This is a genomic window from Amycolatopsis sp. H20-H5 (assembly GCF_035828755.1).
Taxonomy (GTDB): Bacteria; Actinomycetota; Actinomycetes; order Mycobacteriales; family Pseudonocardiaceae; genus Amycolatopsis.
Window position 1 is genome coordinate 101,731 of the sequence record NZ_JAYMZS010000017.1, and the last position, 20,268, is coordinate 121,998.

Here is a 20,268-nt window from a genome sequence, read left to right on the forward strand (position 1 = left end):
CCGTGACCGGCACACCACGGATCCTGGTCACCGGGTCCCGTACCTGGACCGACACCACCACGGTCCGGGACGTGCTCGTCGAGGCCTGGCAGCGGTTCCCGGGCGCGATCCTGGTGTCCGGCGCATGTCCGCGCGGAGCGGACCGGCTCGCCGAACAGTGCTGGACCAGGTGGGGCGGCACTGTCGAGCGGTGGCCGGCGGAGTGGGACCGCTACGGCCGTGCGGCTGGGTTCCGCCGCAACGAGCACATGGTCAACGCCGGAGCTGACCTGTGTCTCGCGTTCATCCACTCCGGCTCCCGTGGTGCGACCCACTGCGCCGCAGCGGCCCAGCGCGCCGGGATCACCGTCGCGACCTACGCCTACCCACTGACGATGGAGGACTTCGCACGATGACCGAGAGCAAGCCGACCGGTCGTCCGACGTCAGCGCCGGCCGAGAAGCCGTGGGCGTTGCACGACGCGATCACCAACGACCCCGTCCACCAGCGCGACTACCGCACCACCCCCAAACCCGCCAGCAAGCGCCACCGCTGACCGAAAGGACCCACGACGTGACTACGGAGCTCAGCATCGACTGGTACGGGCGCGAGAAGCAGCTCACCGTCGCCCGCGCGCTGCTCGACATGCTCACCGCCGCCGAGAAGGCCGACGTCCCGCCGCTGCGGTGGACGGTCAACTTGGCGGGCTGGAGCCTGCACGGCGAGCCCGACCAGCCGTTCGACGACAACCCGAAGGCGAGTTTCGACGCCTGGGTGGACTTCCTCGGAATGCGCGTCAGCCCCGACGGAACCCACGCGGCCGGATCCTGCCCGGCCTACCCGAACGTGCCCGTCGGCATCCACAACCTCGAACACCCCTGACCACCAAGGAGTCCGCGTCATGACTGACCAGCCCTACACCTTCCCCGTACCCAAGCCGTTCTCCGAGAGCTTTGAGGGCTACACCGCCAACCCCGATGACCTGGAGCAGTGGCCGAACAGCGTCACCGTCGAGGCCGTCGAGGGTTACGACGCCACGTTCACCGGCGAGGTCGCCGACAAGGACTGGGACTTCGCCGACGTCGGCGAGACCCGCCAGCTGGTCGAGATCGACACCAACTACAAGCCGACCCGGAAGGGCGAGCACCCGGTGCGGCTGACCCGCACCGACGCGGTCAAGTTCGCCACGAGCGTGCTGACTGCCACCGAGGACACCTTCGACTTCCGGCGCTGCGGACAGCTGCGCCCGGTCGAGGCGAAGGAACTGCTTGAAGCACTGCGGGAGGTCGAGCACCGGCTCAGCGACATCCGCGAGCACGCCCTGTCGGACCTGATCGCGGGTGTCGGGCTCGACGACGACACGACCGACGTGCCGCGGGCCGGGGACAAGCAGCCCGGACCCCAGTTGCCGGAACCGCCTGCCACCGAACACATCGAGCCCTGAAGTACCCCGACCACCGTCCGGAAAGGACACCGACCCATGGCCCACACTGAACCGTCGTCCAGTCCCCCGCCACGCCGTTCGCACTTCGACACCGCCGCCGGACTGCTGAGCTGGCGGACCAAGCGCGACCCGTGGGGCAACGTCAACTACGAGCAGCCCACCGTCGACCAGGTTGCCCGCGCCACTGCCCACGCCTCCCTCGCGGCGGCCGAGGCCATCACGGCCCTGGCAGAGCAGGTCGCCGCATTGCACACGGCGCTCGACGGCGGGGTGGACATCTCCCGGCAGGGCCGGGGCCGCTGGAGCGTCCGCCCGGACAGGAGGCCCTGATCATGCTGTGTGTCGCCCACGAGGTCGACTACTGCCGGGAATGCTGGCTACGCCCGCCGCCCGTCACGGGGACTCAGGTCCCGCCGGCCGAGACAGCCCGGGTCGCGGAGCTGATCGACACCCTCGGCGGTATCGGCCTCATGCTCGGCGAGGCGATCGGGCAGGCAGTGAGCCAGCTCCTGACCGGGAGCGGACTGGCCGGCGAGCGGTTCGAGCCGTTCGCCCTCGCGCTCGCCGAAGTCTTCCCCCGCGCCGCCGCCCAGCTCGGTGACAGCGCGGCCTACCACCACCTCAAAGACGTGATCACCCGCTACGGCGAGCGGTACGGCGATTCACCGCGTCGGGTGCTCGACACCCTCGACCCTGCCAACCCCTATGTCGATCCACGCGACCGGCTGGCCACGGTGCGCGCGCTCGGCGCGGCCGACCTGGACGCGGTACTGGCCGGACAGGTCCACCTCACCGAGGACGGGGAGGAGGTGAACCACGATGCGTGAACAGTTCGTCGCCACCCCGCGAACGCTGTGCTCCCGGGAGCTCGGCGTCTGCATTGAGGGTTGCTACAAGCACTACGTCAACGGCAAGTGGGTGTGCTGCAAGTGCGGTCACTGACCACCGAAAACGGGGGCGGGCCAGCTGATACCTGGCCCGCTCCCGCCGACCACTGAACGAGCTCGCGAATGACGGAAGGCAACCCGATGACCCTCACCCTCTACGACGAGTTCGCCGGATTCGGTGGAAGCTCCCAGGGCGCCGCAGCGGTCCCCGGTGTCGAGCTGATGCTGGCCGCGAACCACAACCCCCTGGCCGTGGACGTGCACGGCCTCAACTTCCCTGACGCCGACCACTACTGCGGTGACATCGCCAAGGCCGACATCGCCGGATTCCCCCGCGCGGACCTGTTCTGGTCCTCCCCGTCGTGCCCGCCCTGGACCGACGCCCGTGGCGTGAAACGGGACTTCGACCGCTCGACACAGGGAGTGCTGTTCGACTTCACGCGTGGCCCGGTCGCCACCGATCCGGCCGTCGCGCGGGCTCGGGCGTTGATGGAGGAGGTGCCGCGGTACTTGCAGGCGATGCGCCGCAAAGGCCGGCCGGTACTGGCCGGGGTGGTCGAGAACGTGGTGCAGGTCCGCAAGTGGGACGAGTTCGGCCGGTGGCGCCGCGAGATCGAGGCCGAGGGCTACCGCACCCGCCTGGTCGCACTGAACTCCATGCACGTCACCGCCTCAATCACCGGGCGGGTCGCGCAGTCACGCAACCGGTTCTACATGCCGTTCTGGCTCGCCGAGATCGGCCGTGACCCCGACTGGGACAAGTGGTTGCGCCCCCGCGCGCACTGCCCCGGCTGCGACCAGGTCGTCAACGCGGTCCAGACGTTCAAACGCCCCGGGGTCGACATGGGCGTCTACGGCGCCCGCAACGGCCAGTACGTCTACCGCTGCCCGAACGTGTCCTGCCGACACACGGTGCTCGAACCCGAGGTGCTCCCCGCGTCCACCGTCATCGACTGGGCGCTGCCGCCCGGTCAGCGGATCGGGGAACGGGTCGATGGCAAGGGCCGCCCGGACCCGCTCGCCGACGCCACCATCGCCCGCATCGAAGCCGGGTTGCTCAAGCACGCCCGCCCGCTGCTGACCCCGTGCGGTGGCACTCGGCGCAGGTGCGCAACCACCATCGATGAACCCCTGCCCACCCGCACCACCACCGAATCCGACGGCTTCGTCATGCCGCCGCTCGTAGTACCGGTGGCCAAGCGAGCCGGGGTGGACACCGCCACGACCGTCGAACAGCCGTTACGGACCCAGACCTGCCGCCGCGAGACCGCGATCGTGATCCCGCCGTTCATCTCCCTCCTGCGTGGCGGCGGGTCGAAGACCACCGCCTACCCGGTCGCCGGGCCGCTGCCGACCGTGTCCGCGCAGGGAAACCACCACGGGCTCGTGAGCCCAAGCCCGGACGCGGCCGCGATGCTGCTGGCCTACTACTCCAACGGAACCGCCAGCCCGGTCACCGCGCCCGTGGGCACCCTCACCACCCGCGACCGCTACGCCCTCATCGGCAGCGCGCTGGCCGTCGATGCCTGCACGTTCCGGATGCTCGCCACCCACGAGATCGCCGCCGGGATGGGCTTCCGGGCCGACTACCGGGTCAAGGGCTCCAAACGCGACCAGGTCCGCGGCTACGGCAACGCCGTCACCCCACCCACCGCCGAAGTCCTCATCTCCGCACTCGCCGAAACCATCACCGGCGAACCGCTCAACCCGGCGACGTGACGGTGCCGGGCCACGTCAGAACGGGGTGCTCGACACCCCGACCCGGTTACCACCAGAAAGCGAGGTTCACCTGATGAGGATTCGCGTTGAAGGCACCGAGACCGAGACCGCGGCCGTTGTCGAGCGGCTCACGACTGTGCTCGAAGTCCAGGAAAGCAGCCGGTTCTATGTCAACCGCGGCGATAGTGTCCTTGGCCGGGTGTACCTGACCGTCGCGGTTCCGCCAGCCACCACCGTTGTTCACGCCAATGCCGAGCGCACCGACCGGGCACGTGGCGTGCAGGACTCCCGCCGTAAGGAGATCCGTTGATGACTGTCACGTACACGGGCTGGTGGCAGGTACCGGCCCAGCTGCTGACCAAGACCGCGCTGGCCGAGCTGGATTTCCCCCGAACCTGCGAAGGCCGCGTGCCGGACGCGTTCGTGGAGGGAACCAACTGGCGCGGCCGCAAGGACGTGTTCGCGCTGTTCGACGTGCACGCGTGCACGCCGACGTCGTCCACCGCGACGCAGCTTGACGCCGCGCAGCGACGCCGGATGAAGAGCCGCGCCTGCCAAGACTGTGGCGCTCACTGCCAGGCACCGCTGACAACCGTGGGCGAAAACCCGGTTCCGGCGCGGCTGTGCCCGGCGTGCCGGCATATCGAGCTGCTCCGCTGCGAGCAGTCCCGCATCGGCTGGTGCCGGGCACTGGTTACCGCTGATGTCGCTGCGCTTTTCACCGGCCCGCCGGCTGTGGTGATGCAGCTGGCGCTGCACGAGCCGCCTCGTACCGAACGCGGCAGCCGTCGCCCAGTGACCGCGGTGCGGGCTCAGGTCGCAGGACTGGACGGCACGGTGCTGCTGGACGTGGTGATCCGGTTGGCCGGGCCGCGCGCGAAGTGGGTTCCCGACGGAGCGGTCGACAAGGCCGAGGGTGTCGCGCGGTTGCGGGAGGCGATCGGCGGGAAGCGGCTGGTGGTGTGGTCGGCCGACGAACTGACCGAGCTGCGCAAGCTCGACCCGACCGGTGACCACCCCAACTGGATGTCAGCGGACCCGTGGATCACGCCGCGCACACCCGACCGGGACAACGAGCGGATCACCACCACCCGCTCCCAATCCAGGGCCGTGCACGCCGAGGTAGCGGCGACGCAATGGCGCGGCGAGATCGACCAGCAGACCCGCCGCTTGGTCCGCTGCCTTGCCCCGGGCACCGCCGACCGGCTCGCGCTGCTACTGCGCCGCATCGCCGCCACCGACGGGAACCAGCCCCAATTGGCGCGTGTAGAAACGGATTAGGAGAACCAAAAGTGACCAGCACAAAGAAAACAAGGACACCGCCGATTGGTGTCCGGCTGGGAACCTCTGTCGAGGAGGCTACTGGGCGTCGTCAGCCGTTTCGGGCTCGCGTCTATTGGCAGGACCCGGTGAAGAAGCGACGTGACTCGATTTCCCGATCGCACATCTCAAGCGAAGCTGCTTGGGAGTGGGTTAAGGACATGAAGCGCGCAGCGGGTGGCGGTGTAGACCCGGACGTCGTCAATATGGACCTGGCTACGTATGGCAACCTGAACATGAAGCTGGCGCTGCGCGGGCTCGAACCGAAGACCAGCGACCCGTACCTTGCCGGGTGGCGTAAGCGCGTTGTTCCCACGCTTGGACACCTTCCCGTTGGGACGATCACTTACGGTGCTGTAGACCGAGCCGTTCATGGATGGATCTCAGACGGTCTCAGCATTTCGGTAATCAAAAACAGCATTGCCGTACTTGTGCGCGTCATGGAACAGGCATTTCGTGATGAGTTGGTCGAACGGAACCCTGCGAGGCTGAGCGGCTGGCAGAGGCAGTACCACCGAGCCGAGGACGAACTCGATGATCCCCGCGCGCTTGCCTTGCCAAGTTGGGCCGTGCTCATGCGCCTCGCATCTGCCTTGGTCGAGGAATCGCATGGGCGGTACCGCGGCTGGGGTGACGTCGTAATGTTCGCGGGAGCAACTGGCGCCCGCATTGGCGAGATCTCCGGTTGCCGAGTCAAGGACATTGACCGGACGCAGTGGATTTGGAAGGTGCGGCGGCAGACCACCCCGTCGCCCGGCGGATTGCTGGACAAGGCGACCAAAGGCAAACGTGCTCGTGACGTGCCGCTGATTTCCGAGATTCGCGAGCTGGTTGAGCGTCGAATTGCCCTGAGCGACGGTACCGAGGATGCGAGGTTATTTTGCGGGCCACGCGGCGGTCGAGTCAGCACTGCCGTGTTCCGAGATGCGACGTCGTGGGACACAGTCGTTGAGAGACTTGGGTTCGAGCACCTTCGCCGCCACGATCTGCGCCATACTGCGCTGACCTGGTTTGCGGACTCCGGTGTTCCCGTTCACCACTTGCAGAAAATCGCTGGGCACGGATCGCTCACCACGACCCAGCGCTACCTCCACCCGAGTAAGCAGAGCGTTGCCGATGCGGGCGAACTGCTTTCGCAGTTCATCCAGGCACAGCAGCCCCCGGCCCACCCAATCCCTAAGCTCAGGCTTGTTACCTCCGAGCCGGTCGCCACTGCGTCCGACTTCGACGGAGTACGTCCGGGTGCCCGAGCGCGGGCTATCGCCGAAAGCCACCTGCGGCGAACTGGCCAGCTGCCGAACGTGCCTGCGTTGATGGAGCTGGCAGAAGTCTCGCGCGGCACCGCGTGGAGTGCGATTCAGGTGTTGCGAGACCGAGCTGCTGGGTAGCCTGTGGGACGAGAACGTCCCACAGGAGCGGCTTTCAAGATCAAGTCGACGAAGTTTTGAACTTTACGAAAAAGGGCCTGTGAGCTGGCAAAGTTCAGCTCACAGGCCCTTCTTGTGTCCGGTCGGGATGACAGGATTCGAACCTGCGACCCCTTGACCCCCAGTCAAGTGCGCTACCAAGCTGCGCCACATCCCGGACCCCGCACCCCGTGGAGTGCGATGAAAGAAGCTTAGCGTGTCGCTCGTGACTCCGCGCAGGCAGGTCACCCTGTGCTGTTGAGCTGCGGAAACGCCGGAAGACACGGCGGTGGGGGTGACGGTGGGTGGCCGGGCGGGGGCTTCCCGTCCGGCCACCCGGCGGCCTGGGTGTCAGGCGGGGTTGTCCGCGTGGGTGAGGGTCTGCCAGGCGACGAACAGGTTGTTGCTGCCGGTGGGGCGGTTGCGCAGGGTCAGGGTCTCGGTGTTCGCCATCGTGTTGCCGAGGCGGGTGTGCATGGCGTTGTACCCGACCTCGGTGACCGGGCCGAGGCCCAGGTTGAGGCTGCCGCCGCACAGCCAGGACGGTACGGGCGTACCCAGTTCGTACTTCGCCTGGAAGCCGAGTGCCTGGCGGAGCCGGTCGCCGATCTCGCCGTAGAGGTCCTGGCCCTGGATGCGGGTGGTCTCGGCGAAGTCGGCGATCGCGGCGATGCCGTAGCCGGTGTGCACGAAGTCGCGGCAGGTCTCCTGGGTGAGGCCGTCCACGAAGGTCGACTGGCCCTGCCAGTAGCTCACGATCTTGGCGCGGGTGTCGAGCCCGCTGCCGGGCGTGGTCTTCGGCTGCGCGCCGTCGCTGGCCAGGTAGATGTACGCCGGGACGCGGGCGCGGAACTTCGTCACCGCTTTGTCGTAGCTCGTCCTGTCCTCGAGGAACACCGAGATGCCGATGGCGGCTTCCATCATGCTCAGTTCCCAGTTGCCGTTGCTGTTGCTGCCGTTGATCACCTTCGGCAGGTACACCGTGCGCAGCATCGTCGCGAACCGGGTCGCGTTCGGCCAGCCGGTGAAGGTGTAGCGGATGATCTCCGCGGCGCGCGGCCAGGTCGAGCCGGACCAGCCGGTCTGCAGGGGCGCGTTGCTGTTCGTGTGGTCCTTGATCACGGCCGACCAGGCGTCCATGATCGCGATGGCCTTGCTGGCGTATTTCGCGTCGCCGGTTATGTACCACGCGAGGGAAAGGGTGTACGCGGCGATGGCGTCTTCTCGTTCATCGGTACAGCCGTAGTTCGGATTCGAGTACGAGCCGCATTCCACCACTGCGCGCGGCTTCGGTGTGCGCGAAAGCGAGGCGTAGGAGCTCGCCATCATTTTGTCGTACGCGCCCTTCCAGGGCTGCGCGCCGGCGTCGACCTTCGTGCGGACGAAGTCGAGCTGCGGACGGCTGACCAGTACGCCAGGGTGGGTGAACGCCGCGGGCGCGGCCGGGGCCGGGGCGGCGAACGTGCCGAGTGCCAGTGGTACCAGCACCGCCAGCGCCAGCAGTTTCTTCCTCAGTGTTGTTCCGGGCATGATTCTCCTCGGGAACGGCGGTGGGGAGGTGATCTGGGTCACCATCGCGCGATTCCCTCAGTTTCATGGTCCAGACCATGTCCGTCAAGATGTCGCGAGCACCTTTCTTCGAGTCGAAAATAATTGGCACCCATGAATTCAGCGGGCTGAATGAGAGACCTTTCTCATTCAGCCCGCTGAACCATTCCGCTCACTCGCGCTTAAGCGGCGCGGCCTACTTCAGGCCGTTGTCCACCGCGGTCATCAGTGCCCCGGTGTCACCGGACATCTCCCACGCCATCGCGCCGAGCAGCCCCTTGCTCTTGAGCCACGCGGTCTTCTTCGCGATGGACCAGGCGTCGTCGAACGTCCACCACTGGCCGCCGTTGCCGGTGTAGCAGGACGTCGCCACGGCCGGTTCGTCGTGGTACACGGTGCAGTTCGCGACGCTTGCCAGCAGGTTCGAGTAGCCGCGGGTGCCGGCTTCCTCGGCGAACTGTCCCGGCGCCGCGCCGTTCGCGGACTGCCATTCGCCGTGCTTGCCGCCGTCGGCCACGGCTTGCCAGCCCCGGCCGTAGAAGGCCAGCCCGAGCGTCAGCTTCCGGGGATTGACCCCGGCGTCGGTGTACGCCTTGATCGTGTCCTCGACGTTGAAGCGGTAGGTGCTCGGATCGTCCGCGTCGGGGTACAGGTTGCCCTGATGCCCGGTGCGGTTCGGCTCCCACGAGTTGTCGCTGCCCGACCCGTGGAAGTCGTAGCCCTGCACGTTGGCGACGTCGAGGTAGTTGAACACCTTGTCCATTTCCCAGCCGCCGCCGACCTTGGCCGGGTCGGCCGGGGTGAACGCGTGGATCTGGTAGCGCTTGCCCGTGGTGGCCCCGTACGCGTCGAGCTGGCCGCGGAACTCGGCCAGCAGGGCGGTCAGGTTCTGCTTGTCGGCGGCCTTCCAGTGGTTGCCGGGGTGGCCGTCGGCGCTGGCGGGCCACTCCCAGTCGAGGTCGACGCCGTCGAACAGCCCGGCCGCCGTCCCGGGTCCGCCCGCGCCGCCGTAGGCCGCGAGGTTGCCCTTGATCCAGGTGTCCACGCACGACGAGACGAACTTCTTGCGTGACGCGTCGGTGGCCGCGACGTCGGAGAAGTACTTCGAGTACGTCCAGCCGCCCAGCGACACGAGCACCTTGAGATTCGGGTTGCGCTGCTTGAGTTTCTTGAGCTGGTTGAAGTTCCCTCGCAGCGATTCCCAGCCGGTGTCGGCGACGCCGTCGACGGACTGGGCCGCGGCGAAGGGTCGCGAGTAGTCGGCCTCGGCGTCACCGGCGCCGTCGCCCTGACTCGGGTCCTGCGGGTTGGCCGTGGTGCCCTTCGTGACCCCGGACAGGCAGGTCAGGTTGACCGGATCGATGTTCTCGAAGGCGTAGAGCAGATGTGTCAGCTTCCCCGCCGCGCCAGTGGTTTCCAGGTTCTTGGGGAAGTACTGGCGTCCGTAGATTCCCCACTGGACGAAGTACCCGACCTTCGCGTAGCCGCTCACGATGTCGGCAGTCTTGGCGGTCAGTGCGGCACTCGCCGCGCTGGTGTTGTCGTAGCCGTCTCGTGCTTTGACGGTGAAAGTGTACGAAGTGGACGGTGCCAGCCCGCTGACCGTGGCCGAGGTCGTGGTCGTCGTCGTGGCGAGGGCGCCACCCCGGTAGACGTCGTAGGCGACCACGCCGGTGTTGTCGGTCGACGCGGTCCAGGCGAGTGACACGCTCCCGGCGTCGGCTCCGGTGGACCGCAGGCCCGCGGGTGCGGTGGGCGCTTGCGTGTCGTCGCCGGGGTTGTTGGTCGTGACCGCGACGGCGGCGCTGGCGGGCGACTTCGTGCCCTTCGTGTCCTTGGCGACGACGGTGAAGCTGTACGCGGTGTTCGCGGTCAGGCCGGTGACCGTCGTGGACGTGCCGGTGACCGAGGTGGCGAGCGTCGTGCCGCGGTAGACGTCGTACCCGGCGACCGGCAGCGAGCCCGGTGCCGAAGCGTTCCAGGCCAGCGAGACCGTGGTCGTCGTCTTCGTCACGACACGGGCGTTGCCCGGCGCGGCCGGTGGGGTGTCGGGCGAACCGTCGCAGTTCGCGTTGTCGATCCGGCACTGCGCGGGCTGGGCGGCCGAGTTCAGCCGGAACGTGGGGCTGTAGGGGTAGGTCGACCGGCCGGGTTGCAGGGTCGCGATGTAGTAGGCGGGGGTGAGCGTGACCTGGGTGCCGGACTGGGTCACGGTGCCGTTGTCCCCGGTGGTGGCGCTCACCCCGGCGGGCAGTTGGAAGGTGATCGCCCAGTTGCTCACGGCGGCGGTGCTGGTGTTCGTCACGGTGTACTCACCGGTGGTGCCGGTGAGGACGAACGTCGCCTTGAGGCCTCCCGCGGCGGCCGCCGGGGTGGTACCGGTGACGAGGCCGCCGAGGGCGATCACGGTCGCGGCGAGTGCGGTGAAGAGTCGTTTCGTCGTGCGTCTCATGGCTTTGCTCCAAGCGAGACGGGAAGACCGACCGGAATTGTGGTCTAGACCACACTCGAACGTAGACCCGGTCTCCGTGGAGGTCTAGACCACTAAAGTCGGGTGTCTCCTCTTGACTGATTCAGCAGCCGGTCGGGCACCAGAACCGCAGCCGCCCGGCCGGACTCACGTCGGACAGCACGCCGCCGTTGCGCTCGATGACCCGCCGCGAAGCCGTGTTCTCCGGGGCGCAGGTCAGCAAGGCGGTGGGGATTCCCAGCCCTCGGGCGAGCTGGAGAGTCGCGGCGAGCAACGCCGTCGCGTGGCCTTGCCCGCGTGCGGAAGGCCGGATGTCGTAGCCGATGTGGCCGCCGAACTCCCGTAGTTCGTCGTTGAGCTCCAGGTTGAGCCGGACCCGCCCGAGGTAGCGGTTTCCGTCCACCACCACAAGATTCGGTGGGGAACCCGGTCACGTTGCTGCTCCGCGTGTCCGTGCAGCTCGTGGAGGCGTAGGCGTTCGACCCATGCCCCGAACACGGCGGGTTCGGCCAACTGCTCCACCGAGAGGTCCGGATGGAGTCCCTCGGCGTGGTACTCGCGCAGGGCGGCCAGGAACGAGTCCCGCACCGCGGGACCCGGCTCGGCCAGCCCGGTCAGCGGCCGGTGAAGGTCGCCTTGCCCGGCCCGTCGGCGAGGAACGACTTGACCGCGCCGCGCAGGTCCTCGGTGTCGAACAGCTCGGCGGCGATGGTGGTGATGTGCTCGTTGGCCTCGGGGACGCCGCCGTGCGCGAAGTGGTCGAGGACCTGCTTGGTCGCCTGGTGCGCCTGGGTGGGGCCTTCGGCTAGGTCGGTGGCGAACGCCCTGGCCTCCGCGTCGAAGACGCCGGTGGGGAACACGCGGTTCACCACGTTCCAGCGCTCCATCGTGGCGGCGTCGTAGGTGGCGCCGGTCATCACGAACTCCTTGGCCCGGCCGATACCGGCGCGTGCGGCGAGCCGCTGGGTGCCGCCCATGGTCGGGGTCAGCCCGACGACCCGCTCGACCAGCCCGAACTTCGCCTTCTCCGCGGCCAGGATGATGTCGCAGGCCACCGCGACCTCGAACGCCCAGGTCAGGCAGAGACCGTGGGCGGCGAACACGGTGGGGAAGCTCAGCGCGGCGATGCGGTCCGGCACCGAGAGCATCCGGTCGAACAGCACCTTGGCCTCGGCGGGGGAGCTCTGGGCGTCGAAGAGCGAGACGTCGACGCCGCCGCTGACGATCTTGCCCTCGGCGCGGATCAGGGCCGCGCGCGGCGGCTCGCTTTCCAGCTGCCCGATCGCTTCGCCGAGCTGGTCCTGCAGCTCGGCGGTGTAGAGGTTGAGCGGCGGCGCGTCGATGGTGAGCACGGCGAGCCCGCCGGTGCGCTCGATGCGGACGAGGGGCCGGGGCGAGGTGGTCAAGGGAATCCTTCGCGATCGGGGGCGGTGCGGGCCGGGAAGCGCTAGCCGGCTTCCTCGGCCTCCAGCAGGACGTCCCAATGTTGCTGTGCTTCGGGCCGCCAGTCCACATGCTTGCGGTGGAACAGTTCGGCGGCCTTGACCCCGCTCCAGTGCCGGGGCAGCAGTTCGAGCGGGAGCCGCGGGTCGAGGAACGGGAAGCGGCGCCATTCGTGCACGAGCTCGGTCTGCGCGCGCAGGACCGCCTGGCCGCCGGTCGGGCTGAGGCCGGTGAACCGGTCGATGAAGTCCTCGTAGCGGTCCTTGAGCTCGGTGAGATCCCAGGACCGGGCGACCATCGCCTCCTGCTCGCCGACCTCGCCGTAGGCCGCGGTGAACGACATGGCCTGGGAGTCGAGACCGAGCTCGCTGACGATCTGCTGCGCCTCCCGCTGGCGGGTGGTGTCGGGGCTGACCCACACCCCGGCGACCGGCGAGCCGAAGCCCGCCCAGGTCAGCCTGGTCCGCAGGCGGTGACGGAGATCACGCTTCGCTTCGGGCACCGAGACGATGAGCATCAGCCAATGCGCGTCCCATTCGCCGGGATCGCTGCCGAACGCGTAGATCCGGTCGGCGCCCTCGGTCAGCAGCCTGCGTCCGGGCGGGGTGAGCGACCAGCGCACCCGGCGGCCGACGCGCTCGGAGACCACCCAGCCCTCGGCGGCCGAACGGGCCAGCGCCTGGCGGGCGGACTTCTCCTCGATGTCGAGCGCGCCGAGGACGTCCACCAGCATGGACGTCCACACCGGCCGGTCCCTGGGCAGGACGAACTCGCCCAGCACCGTCATCAGCAGCGACCGCGCGCTGGCGTGGCTCACCTCGCGGCGTCTGGTCATCGTCGGCCTGGGCACGCCCGCGGCCGCTCGAGCCTTCGGCCTACCGCTGACCGTGGCTGGACTGGCATCCGCCATCGCCGTCATCGACCTCACTCCCGCGCTCGTGAACCCGCCCAGAGTACCCACGAAGAGTGACCAGCAGGACACCCGACACACAACGGCGCGGATTCCGGGCCGCCGCGGCGCACCCGTAGACTTCGCGTCCTCATGAGCGCCACACTCGTTGCCAAGGATCTCGCCGCCGGTCACGGCGATCGAGTCCTCTTCTCCGGTCTGGACCTGGTCGTCGCACCAGGGGACGTCATCGGCCTGGTCGGTGCCAACGGCGCCGGTAAGTCGACGCTGCTGCGCACCCTCGGCGGCCTGGTGCCGCCGGAGGAGGGCAGCGTCCGCCTCAACCCGCCGACCGCCACGGTCGGGCACCTGCCGCAGGAGCCGGAGCGGAGGCCGGGGGAGTCGGTCCGCGCCTTCCTGGCCCGGCGCACCGGCGTCACGGCCGCGCAGGCCGAGCTCGACGCGGCCACGGAGGCGCTCACCGAAGGCGCCCCCGGCTCCGACGACGCCTACGCGACCGCCCTTGACCGCTGGCTCGCCCTCGGCGGCGCCGACCTGGACGACCGGGCCGATGAGGTGGTCGCCGAGCTGGGCCTGCAGGTCAGCCTGGAGCAGCCGATGGTGTCGCTGTCCGGCGGCCAGGCCGCCCGCGCGGGGATGGCGTCGCTCCTGCTGAGCCGGTACGACATCTTCCTGCTCGACGAGCCCACCAACGATCTCGATCTCGACGGCCTCGAGCGGCTGGAGCGGTTCGTCACCGGGCTGCGCGCGGGCACCGTCCTGGTCAGCCACGACCGCGAGTTCCTGGCGCGCACGGTCGACCGCGTCGTCGAGCTCGACCTCGCCCAGCAGCAGGTGCGCGCCTACGGCGGCGGGTACGAGGCGTACCTGGAGGAGCGGGCGGTCGCCCGGCGGCATGCCCGCGAGGAGTTCGACGAGTACGTGAACACCCGCTCCGCGCTCGAAGCCCGCGGCAACATGCAGCGCGGCTGGATGGAGAAGGGCGTCCGCAACGCCCGGCGCAAGAGCACCGACAACGACAAGATGAGCCGCAAGACCCGCAGTGAGGCCACGGAAAAGCAGGCGTCGAAGGCTCGCCAGACCGACCGCATGATCGAACGGCTGGAGGTGGTCGAGGAGCCGCGTAAGGAGTGGGAGCTGCGGATGGAGATCGCCGCCGCCCCGCGTGCCGGCGCGGTCGTCGCGACGCTGCGGGGCGCCGTCGTGCGTCGCGAACAGTTCACGCTCGGGCCGGTGGACCTGCAGATCGACTGGGCGGACAAGGTAGCGATCACCGGGGTCAACGGCGCCGGCAAGTCGACGCTGCTGGCCGCGCTGCTCGGCCGGATCCCGGTCGACGAGGGCGGCGCGGTGCTCGGGCCCGGGGTGGTCGTCGGCGAGGTCGACCAGGCGCGCGACCTGTTCCTCGGTGAGCTGACGCTGGCCGAGGCGTTCGCCCGCGAGGTCCCGGAACTGCCCGACGCCGACGTCCGCACGCTGCTGGCGAAGTTCGGGCTGAAGGCCGTGCACGTCATCCGCCCGGCCGCGACGTTGTCGCCGGGGGAGCGGACCCGCGCCGCGCTCGCGCTGCTGCAGGCCAGGGGGGTCAACCTGCTGGTGCTCGATGAGCCGACCAACCACCTCGACCTGCCCGCCATCGAACAGCTCGAGTCGGCGCTGGCCGAGTACCCCGGCACGCTGCTGCTGGTCACGCACGACCGGCGCATGCTCGACGCCGTGCACACGACCCGGCGGTTCGAGGTCGACGGCGGCAAGGTCACCGAACTCTGATCACGCGCGGCTGAAGGTCGCCTTGACTTCGTTCAACGCAGTCAAGGTCGCCTTTGGCAGGTCTAACGCAGCAAGGGCGACTTTCAGCGATCGCTCTTCCTGGGGTGTGTCTCGCCTGTCGCCGCGCCGTGGTGAGTTCCTTCACGAGCAGCTTCTGTGGTGGCGGGCGGGATCGCCGGTTGCGTGAGTCTCTGAAGGCCACCTTAAGGGCATCTGGGTCCCTCAAGGTGGCCTTCAGGGGCAGGTCAGGGGCGGTGGGTGAGATACCCGCCCATGGTGCGGAAGTACTCGTGCGCGGTGAGCTCGGTGTCGTCCTCGGTCCGGACCCGCTCGACGAGCAGGCCGGGGGAGTGACCGCGCCGGGCGTCGGGGCCCGCGACGATGACCACGCCGTCGCCCTCCTTGATGAAGATCCGGCCCGGCGTGCCGCCGTAGTTGCCCGCCGACACCGACGCTTTGACGATTCGCAGCCGCTCGCCGCGGTGGAAGGTGAACGCGTTCGGGTAGGGGTCGGACTGCGCCCGCACGAGCCGCTCGATCTCCCCGGGGCTCCAGGTCCAGTCGATCCGGCTGTCCTCGGGGGCGCGTTTGTGGAAGAAACTGGCCTTCGAGCGGTCCTGCTTGACCGGCACCACCCGGTCGGCCGCGATCAGCTCGAGCGCGTCGGCGGTGATCGGGCCGATGAGGTCCACCGTGCGGTGGAACAGGTCGGTGGTCGTGTCGGCGGGCCCGACCGGGACCGTTCGCTGGAGCACGATGTCCCCGGCGTCGAGCTCGGCGTCCATCAGGTGGGCGGTGACGCCCACCTCCTTTTCGCCGTTGATCAGCGCCCAGATGAGCGGGGAGAACCCGGCGTAGGCGGGCAGCAGCGAGTCGTGGATGTTCAGCGTGCCCTCGCGGGGCAGCTCGAAGATCTCCGGCGGCAGCCAGGTGCGCCAGTTGTTGGCCACGATCAGGTCCAGGTCGGCTTCCTTGAGCCTGGCCAGCAAATCGGCGTCGTCCGGCCTGGTGCGCAGCAGGGCCGGGATGCCGTTGGCCCCGGCGAGCTCGGCCACCGAATCCGACCAGATCTTCTCGTAGGCGTGCTCGCTCTTGGGGTGCGTGACGACCAGCGCGACCTGGTGGCCGGCGTCGATCAGCGCTTGCAGGGTGCGGTGTCCCCAGGTCTGGTATCCGAACATGGCGACCCGCATGGATCTGCCTCCCGTTTGTCGAGGGGGATGAACATCACGCCTCAAGGTACTAGTTGAGGCTCACCTAAGTTAGGTTAGGGTTTCCTCTGTCTTAAGTCGATGCACCGAGATGCGGCGGAGCCGCGCTAGGGGACCTTCATGTCACGAGCAGTGGTCGGTGAGCGGATTCCGGTCTACGACGTCGTGGGGGTCGGTTTCGGACCCTCGAATCTGGCGCTGGCGATCGCCCTGACCGAGCACAACGCGAAAGCGGGTGCCGACGGCACGGTCACGGCGCATTTCCTCGAGCGCCAGGAACGGTTCGGCTGGCACCGCGGCATGCTGATCGACACCGCGACCATGCAGGTGTCGTTCCTCAAGGACCTGGTCACCATGCGGAACCCGACCAGCGGGTTCAGCTTCCTCGCCTACCTGCAGAGCCGGGGCAGGCTGGTCGATTTCATCAACCACAAGAACCTGTTCCCCCTGCGCATCGAGTTCCACGACTACTTCGAGTGGGCGGCCGCGAAGGTCGACGACCTGGTGTCGTACGGCACCGAGGTGCTCTCGGTGCGGCCGGTGTTCGACGGCGACGAGGTGGCCTTCTTCGACGTCCAGGCGCGTTCGGGCGGCGAGCTGATCGAGCTGCGCGCCCGGAACCTGGTGATGGGCACCGGGTTGCGCCCGAACCTGCCCGAAGGCGTGACCGCCGGTGAGCGGGTCTGGCACAACAGCCGGCTGCTGCACCGGGTCGAGGGCCTGAAGGAGGCCGACCCGCGGCGGTTCGTGGTGGTTGGCGCCGGGCAGAGCGCCGCCGAGGTCGCCGCCCTGCTGCACGATCAGTTCCCCCGCGCCGAGGTCTGCGCGGTGTTCTCCCGCTACGGCTACAGCCCGGCCGACGACAGTCCCTTCGTCAACCGGATCTTCGATCCCGAAGCGGTGGACCACTTCTACGGCGCGGCCGAGCCGGTGAAGCAGCGGCTCATGACCTACCACGGCGCCACGAACTACTCGGCGGTCGACATCGAGCTGATCGACGAGCTGTACCGGCGGACCTACCGCGAGAAGGTGCAGGGCGTCGAGCGGCTCAAGCTGTTCAACGTCTCCCGGCCGGTCGAGGTGACCGAGACCGCCACCGGGGTGCGCACGACGATCGAGTCGCTCGCCACCGGGGTGCGCACGGTGCTCGAAGCCGACCACGTCATCTACTCGACGGGGTACCGCCCGGCCGACCCGACCCCGCTGCTCGGCGAGCTGGGCGCGCGGTGCGGCCGCGACGAAGAGGGCAGGCTGCGGATCGAGCGCGACTACCGGATCGTCACCGAACCCGCGCTGCGCGGCGGGATCTACCTGCAGGGCGGGACCGAGCACACGCACGGGATCACGTCCTCGCTGCTGTCGAACACCGCCGTGCGGGTCGGCGAGATCCTGCGGTCCATTGTGGAGCGCCGGGACGCGGACGCGGAGCGCCCGGAGTACGCGGTGAGCGGCACCGGGTCCGTCTGACCCGCTTTTCGGCACGGCACGGCAAGAACATCGGTGGAGGCTATTCAGATGACCCGCGGCACCCTGCCCGGATTTGCACTGACCGCGGCGCAGTCCGGGGTCTGGTTCGCGCAGCGGCTCGACCCGGCTTCGCCGGTGTACGGGATCGGCTGGTACGTCGACCTGCGCGGTGAGGTCGATCTCGCGCGGCTCGGCGCGGCGATCGGGCAGGCACTCGCCGAAGCCGAATGCCTGCACGTGACGGTCGACGCCGAGGACGGCGTTCCGGTGCAGCGGCCCGCGCGGGTTCCGGTGGAGGTGCCGGTCGTGGACCTGCGAGGGGAGCCCGATCCGGAGCGCGCCGCGCTGGCACGGATGCGGGCCGGGCTGGCGCGCGTCCCCGACTTCCGGCACGGTCCGCTGACCACGCACGAGCTGCTGGTGCTCGGTCACGACCGGGTGCTGTGGTCGCAGGGTTACCACCATCTGGTGATGGACGCGCACGGGCAGGCCGCGCTGACCCGGCGGGCCGCGGCGCTGTACCAGGGCGCCGCGGAGCCGGTCGACTGGTCGCTCTCGGGTCTGGTCGAAGCCGACGCCGCCTACCGGGGTTCGCCGCAGGCCGAGGCCGATCGGGCGTACTGGCTGGCGAAACTGTCCGGCACACCGGAGCCGGTCCGCCTGCTGGGCCGCTCGGACAGCCCGATCGTCCGGCACGGGTTCACGCTGTCCCCGGCCACGACACAGGCCCTGCGGAAGCTCGCGGGGAACTCCGGCACGCGGCTTTCGCGGGTGGTGCTGGCCGCCGTCGCCGCCTACGTCCACCGGGTGACCGGCGCCGAGGACCTGGTGATCGGCGTCCCCGTCACCGCGCGGGCGGGCCGGGAGCTGCGGGACCGGCCGGGGATGGTCTCCAACGTCCTGCCACTGCGCCTGGCGGTCCGGCCGGACGCCACGCCAGCGCGGCTGGTGGCGTCGGTCGCCGCCGGGGTCGCCGACATGGTGGCGCACAGCCGGTACCGCGGGGAGGAGCTGGCCAAGGACCTCGGGGCCACCGGCGGTGTCCACGAGCTGGTCGGGCTGGCCGTCAACTTCATGGCGGTGGACGGCGAACTGGCGTTCGGGGCCGCGACCGGCACGGTGCGCAACCTGTCGCTGGGTCCGGTGAGCGATCTCGCGATCGCCGCCTACGACGCCGGTGAGGGCCACGGCCTGCGGTTCGACCTCGACGCGGCGGCCGGCCCCGCGGAGCTGGCCGAGCACGAGCGCCGGTTCCGCGCGGTGGTGGACGCGCTGCTCGCCCGGCCGGACGCCCCGCTCGCGGTGATCGACCTGCTCACCGCGCAGGAGCGGGACCAGGTGCTGGTCGAGTTCGGCACTGCGCACCCTAAGCACCCTGAGCACGCCGATTTCGCCGACGTGTCCTGGCCTGCCGCGTTCGACCGGGTCGTGGCGCGTACCCCGGACGCGGTGGCGGTCGTCTGCGAGGACGACCGGCTCACCTACTTCGAGCTCGACGCCGCGGCCAACCGCCTGGCCAGGCTGCTCGCCGCGCGCGGCGTCGGGGCCGAGGACGTAGTCGCGGTGGCCCTGCCCCGCTCGGCGGACCTTGTCGTCGCGCTGCTCGCCGTGCTGAAAGCGGGTGCTGCCTACCTGCCGCTCGACCTCGACCACCCCGAGGACAGGCTGGCGTACATGCTCGCCGACTCCGGGGCGCGCGCCGTGTTGTCCACTGTGGAACTCGCGGTCCAGCTTCCTGAGATGTCCACTGTGGATCAAGTGCTGCTCGACGTGGTGCGGCCGGAGCTCGCGGCGCTGGATTCGTCCACTGTGGACGTCTCTGGGTTGCGGCTGGACCGCGCCGCGTACGTGATCTACACCTCCGGCTCGACCGGCCTGCCGAAGGGCGTGGTGCTCTCGCACGACGGCATCGGCAGCCTGATCGCGACGGCCATCGAGCGGATCGGCATCGGCCCGGACAGCCGGGTCGTCCAGTTCGCGTCGGTCGGGTTCGACGTCACGGTGTGGGACCTGGTGATGTCGCTGTGCGTCGGCGGCCGGGTGATCGTGGTGCCCGCGCACCGCCGGGTGGCGGGGGTCGAACTGACCGGGTACATCATCGAGAACGCTGCCACCCACATGATCCTGCCGCCGTCGCTGGTCGCCGCGCTGCCCGCGGACTGCGAGCTGCCCCCAGGCGCGGTGCTGATCGTCGGCACCGAGACGGTGCCGCCGGAGCTCATCGCGCGGTGGGCCCGCGACCTGCGGGTCGTCGCCGCCTACGGGCTCACCGAGGCGACCGTCAACTCGACGCTGTGGCCCGCCGAACCGGGCTGGACCGGGCCGATCCCGATCGGCGGGCCGGACCCCGGCACCCGCTGCCACGTGCTGGACACCGCGCTGCGCCCGGTGCCGGTCGGGGTCGAGGGCGAGCTGTACGTCGGCGGCCGTGGCCTCGCCCGCGGGTACGTCGGCCGCTTCGGGTTGACCGCCGAAAGGTTCGTGGCCGACCCGTTCGCCGAGCCCGGCGCACGCATGTACCGCACCGGCGACCGGGTGCGCTGGCGCGCAGACGGCTTCCTGGACTTCCTCGGCCGCGCCGACCACCAGGTCAAGATCCGCGGCTACCGCATCGAACCGGGCGAGATCGAGTCGGTGCTCGCCGGGCACGACGCGGTCGCGCGGGTCGCCGTGGTGCCGCACGAGGTCAAGCCG

General features: G+C 69.4%; 20 protein-coding genes and 1 tRNA gene. 14 read left to right on the top strand and 7 right to left on the bottom strand.

Annotation, left to right across the window (positions count from 1 at the left end):
* Positions 1-2: 2 nt before the first annotated feature.
* The 11 genes from QMK34_RS13265 to QMK34_RS13315 all read left to right on the top strand — a co-directional run bounded on the left by QMK34_RS13265 (position 3) and on the right by QMK34_RS13315 (position 6,737).
* Positions 3-395: an SLOG family protein gene (locus tag QMK34_RS13265; RefSeq protein ID WP_326414173.1), complete on the top strand. Its 393-nt coding sequence runs from the start codon at positions 3-5 to the stop codon at positions 393-395.
* Positions 392-535: a hypothetical protein gene (locus tag QMK34_RS13270; RefSeq protein ID WP_326414175.1), complete on the top strand. Its 144-nt coding sequence runs from the start codon at positions 392-394 to the stop codon at positions 533-535. The genes QMK34_RS13265 and QMK34_RS13270 overlap by 4 nt, the downstream gene beginning before the upstream one ends.
* Before the next feature lie 17 nt (positions 536-552).
* A complete protein-coding gene (locus QMK34_RS13275) occupies positions 553-861 on the top strand; it encodes a hypothetical protein (protein ID WP_326414177.1) in 309 nt (102 codons plus the stop codon).
* 19 nt (positions 862-880) lie between these two features.
* Complete coding sequence (locus QMK34_RS13280; protein WP_326414178.1) at positions 881-1,423, top strand: hypothetical protein; 543 nt, start codon at positions 881-883, stop codon at positions 1,421-1,423.
* Positions 1,424-1,459: 36 nt separating this feature from the next.
* Positions 1,460-1,753, top strand: coding sequence for a hypothetical protein (locus QMK34_RS13285; RefSeq protein ID WP_326414180.1), 294 nt, complete (start codon positions 1,460-1,462; stop codon positions 1,751-1,753).
* A 2-nt stretch (positions 1,754-1,755) separates the two neighbouring features.
* Positions 1,756-2,250 (top strand): hypothetical protein, encoded by a 495-nt coding sequence (locus tag QMK34_RS13290; RefSeq protein ID WP_326414181.1) that lies wholly within the window; start codon positions 1,756-1,758, stop codon positions 2,248-2,250.
* Complete coding sequence (locus QMK34_RS13295; RefSeq protein WP_326414182.1) at positions 2,243-2,365, top strand: hypothetical protein; 123 nt, start codon at positions 2,243-2,245, stop codon at positions 2,363-2,365. The genes QMK34_RS13290 and QMK34_RS13295 overlap by 8 nt, the downstream gene beginning before the upstream one ends.
* A gap of 68 nt (positions 2,366-2,433) precedes the next feature.
* The gene (locus QMK34_RS13300) at positions 2,434-4,029 is read left to right on the top strand and encodes a DNA cytosine methyltransferase (RefSeq protein ID WP_326414183.1); all 1,596 of its coding nucleotides are present in this window, start codon (positions 2,434-2,436) and stop codon (positions 4,027-4,029) included.
* Positions 4,030-4,102: 73 nt separating this feature from the next.
* The gene (locus tag QMK34_RS13305; protein WP_326414184.1) at positions 4,103-4,339 is read left to right on the top strand and encodes a hypothetical protein; all 237 of its coding nucleotides are present in this window, start codon (positions 4,103-4,105) and stop codon (positions 4,337-4,339) included.
* Positions 4,339-5,310 (top strand): hypothetical protein, encoded by a 972-nt coding sequence (locus QMK34_RS13310; RefSeq protein ID WP_326414185.1) that lies wholly within the window; start codon positions 4,339-4,341, stop codon positions 5,308-5,310. Before QMK34_RS13305 ends, QMK34_RS13310 begins: the two co-directional genes overlap by 1 nt.
* Positions 5,311-5,321: 11 nt before the next feature.
* Positions 5,322-6,737 (top strand): tyrosine-type recombinase/integrase, encoded by a 1,416-nt coding sequence (locus QMK34_RS13315; RefSeq protein WP_326414186.1) that lies wholly within the window; start codon positions 5,322-5,324, stop codon positions 6,735-6,737.
* A 122-nt stretch (positions 6,738-6,859) separates the two neighbouring features.
* Here QMK34_RS13315 and QMK34_RS13320 read toward each other — a convergent pair.
* The 6 genes from QMK34_RS13320 to QMK34_RS13345 all read right to left on the bottom strand — a co-directional run bounded on the left by QMK34_RS13320 (position 6,860) and on the right by QMK34_RS13345 (position 13,051).
* Positions 6,860-6,933: transfer RNA gene (locus QMK34_RS13320), tRNA-Pro, on the bottom strand.
* A gap of 173 nt (positions 6,934-7,106) precedes the next feature.
* On the bottom strand, positions 7,107-8,285 hold the full coding sequence (locus QMK34_RS13325; protein ID WP_326414187.1) for an alginate lyase family protein: 1,179 nt from the start codon (positions 8,283-8,285) through the stop codon (positions 7,107-7,109).
* Positions 8,286-8,499: 214 nt separating this feature from the next.
* A complete protein-coding gene (locus tag QMK34_RS13330; RefSeq protein ID WP_326414188.1) occupies positions 8,500-10,755 on the bottom strand; it encodes a glycosyl hydrolase family 18 protein in 2,256 nt (751 codons plus the stop codon).
* A gap of 121 nt (positions 10,756-10,876) precedes the next feature.
* Positions 10,877-11,176: a GNAT family N-acetyltransferase gene (locus QMK34_RS13335; RefSeq protein WP_326414189.1), complete on the bottom strand. Its 300-nt coding sequence runs from the start codon at positions 11,174-11,176 to the stop codon at positions 10,877-10,879.
* A 211-nt stretch (positions 11,177-11,387) separates the two neighbouring features.
* Entirely contained in the window at positions 11,388-12,179 is a 792-nt protein-coding gene (locus tag QMK34_RS13340; protein ID WP_326414191.1) for an enoyl-CoA hydratase/isomerase family protein, read from the bottom strand.
* 41 nt (positions 12,180-12,220) lie between these two features.
* Positions 12,221-13,051 carry a PaaX family transcriptional regulator gene (locus QMK34_RS13345; RefSeq protein ID WP_326414192.1) on the bottom strand — a complete coding sequence of 277 codons (831 nt, stop codon included), beginning with the start codon at positions 13,049-13,051 and terminating at the stop codon, positions 12,221-12,223.
* A gap of 207 nt (positions 13,052-13,258) precedes the next feature.
* On the opposite strand from QMK34_RS13345, the gene QMK34_RS13350 reads away from it, so the two are divergent.
* Positions 13,259-14,896: an ABC-F family ATP-binding cassette domain-containing protein gene (locus tag QMK34_RS13350; RefSeq protein WP_326414193.1), complete on the top strand. Its 1,638-nt coding sequence runs from the start codon at positions 13,259-13,261 to the stop codon at positions 14,894-14,896.
* 245 nt (positions 14,897-15,141) lie between these two features.
* On the opposite strand, the gene QMK34_RS13355 is transcribed toward QMK34_RS13350, so the two are convergent.
* Positions 15,142-16,089, bottom strand: coding sequence for a methionyl-tRNA formyltransferase (locus tag QMK34_RS13355; RefSeq protein ID WP_326414195.1), 948 nt, complete (start codon positions 16,087-16,089; stop codon positions 15,142-15,144).
* A gap of 138 nt (positions 16,090-16,227) precedes the next feature.
* Between QMK34_RS13355 and QMK34_RS13360 the strand changes: the two genes are divergently transcribed.
* Both QMK34_RS13360 and QMK34_RS13365 read left to right on the top strand, forming a co-directional pair.
* Positions 16,228-17,574 (top strand): lysine N(6)-hydroxylase/L-ornithine N(5)-oxygenase family protein, encoded by a 1,347-nt coding sequence (locus QMK34_RS13360; RefSeq protein ID WP_326414196.1) that lies wholly within the window; start codon positions 16,228-16,230, stop codon positions 17,572-17,574.
* A 48-nt stretch (positions 17,575-17,622) separates the two neighbouring features.
* On the top strand, positions 17,623-20,268 hold a 2,646-nt coding region (locus QMK34_RS13365), incomplete at its 3' end, for a non-ribosomal peptide synthetase (protein WP_326414197.1).

Bases quoted from the DNA above. Each gene is read 5' to 3' on its own strand.
- QMK34_RS13360 (WP_326414196.1), top strand. From the start codon at position 16,228: ATGTCACGAGCAGTGGTCGGTGAGCGGATTCCGGTCTACGACGTCGTG.
- QMK34_RS13270 (WP_326414175.1), top strand. From the start codon at position 392: ATGACCGAGAGCAAGCCGACCGGTCGTCCGACGTCAGCGCCGGCCGAG.
- QMK34_RS13305 (WP_326414184.1), top strand. From the start codon at position 4,103: ATGAGGATTCGCGTTGAAGGCACCGAGACCGAGACCGCGGCCGTTGTC.
- QMK34_RS13290 (WP_326414181.1), top strand. From the start codon at position 1,756: ATGCTGTGTGTCGCCCACGAGGTCGACTACTGCCGGGAATGCTGGCTA.
- QMK34_RS13350 (WP_326414193.1), top strand. From the start codon at position 13,259: ATGAGCGCCACACTCGTTGCCAAGGATCTCGCCGCCGGTCACGGCGAT.
- QMK34_RS13355 (WP_326414195.1), bottom strand. From the start codon at position 16,089: ATGCGGGTCGCCATGTTCGGATACCAGACCTGGGGACACCGCACCCTG.
- QMK34_RS13295 (WP_326414182.1), top strand. From the start codon at position 2,243: ATGCGTGAACAGTTCGTCGCCACCCCGCGAACGCTGTGCTCCCGGGAG.
- QMK34_RS13310 (WP_326414185.1), top strand. From the start codon at position 4,339: ATGACTGTCACGTACACGGGCTGGTGGCAGGTACCGGCCCAGCTGCTG.
- QMK34_RS13285 (WP_326414180.1), top strand. From the start codon at position 1,460: ATGGCCCACACTGAACCGTCGTCCAGTCCCCCGCCACGCCGTTCGCAC.
- QMK34_RS13325 (WP_326414187.1), bottom strand. From the start codon at position 8,285: ATGCCCGGAACAACACTGAGGAAGAAACTGCTGGCGCTGGCGGTGCTG.
- QMK34_RS13330 (WP_326414188.1), bottom strand. From the start codon at position 10,755: ATGAGACGCACGACGAAACGACTCTTCACCGCACTCGCCGCGACCGTG.
- QMK34_RS13345 (WP_326414192.1), bottom strand. From the start codon at position 13,051: ATGACCAGACGCCGCGAGGTGAGCCACGCCAGCGCGCGGTCGCTGCTG.
- QMK34_RS13300 (WP_326414183.1), top strand. From the start codon at position 2,434: ATGACGGAAGGCAACCCGATGACCCTCACCCTCTACGACGAGTTCGCC.
- QMK34_RS13280 (WP_326414178.1), top strand. From the start codon at position 881: ATGACTGACCAGCCCTACACCTTCCCCGTACCCAAGCCGTTCTCCGAG.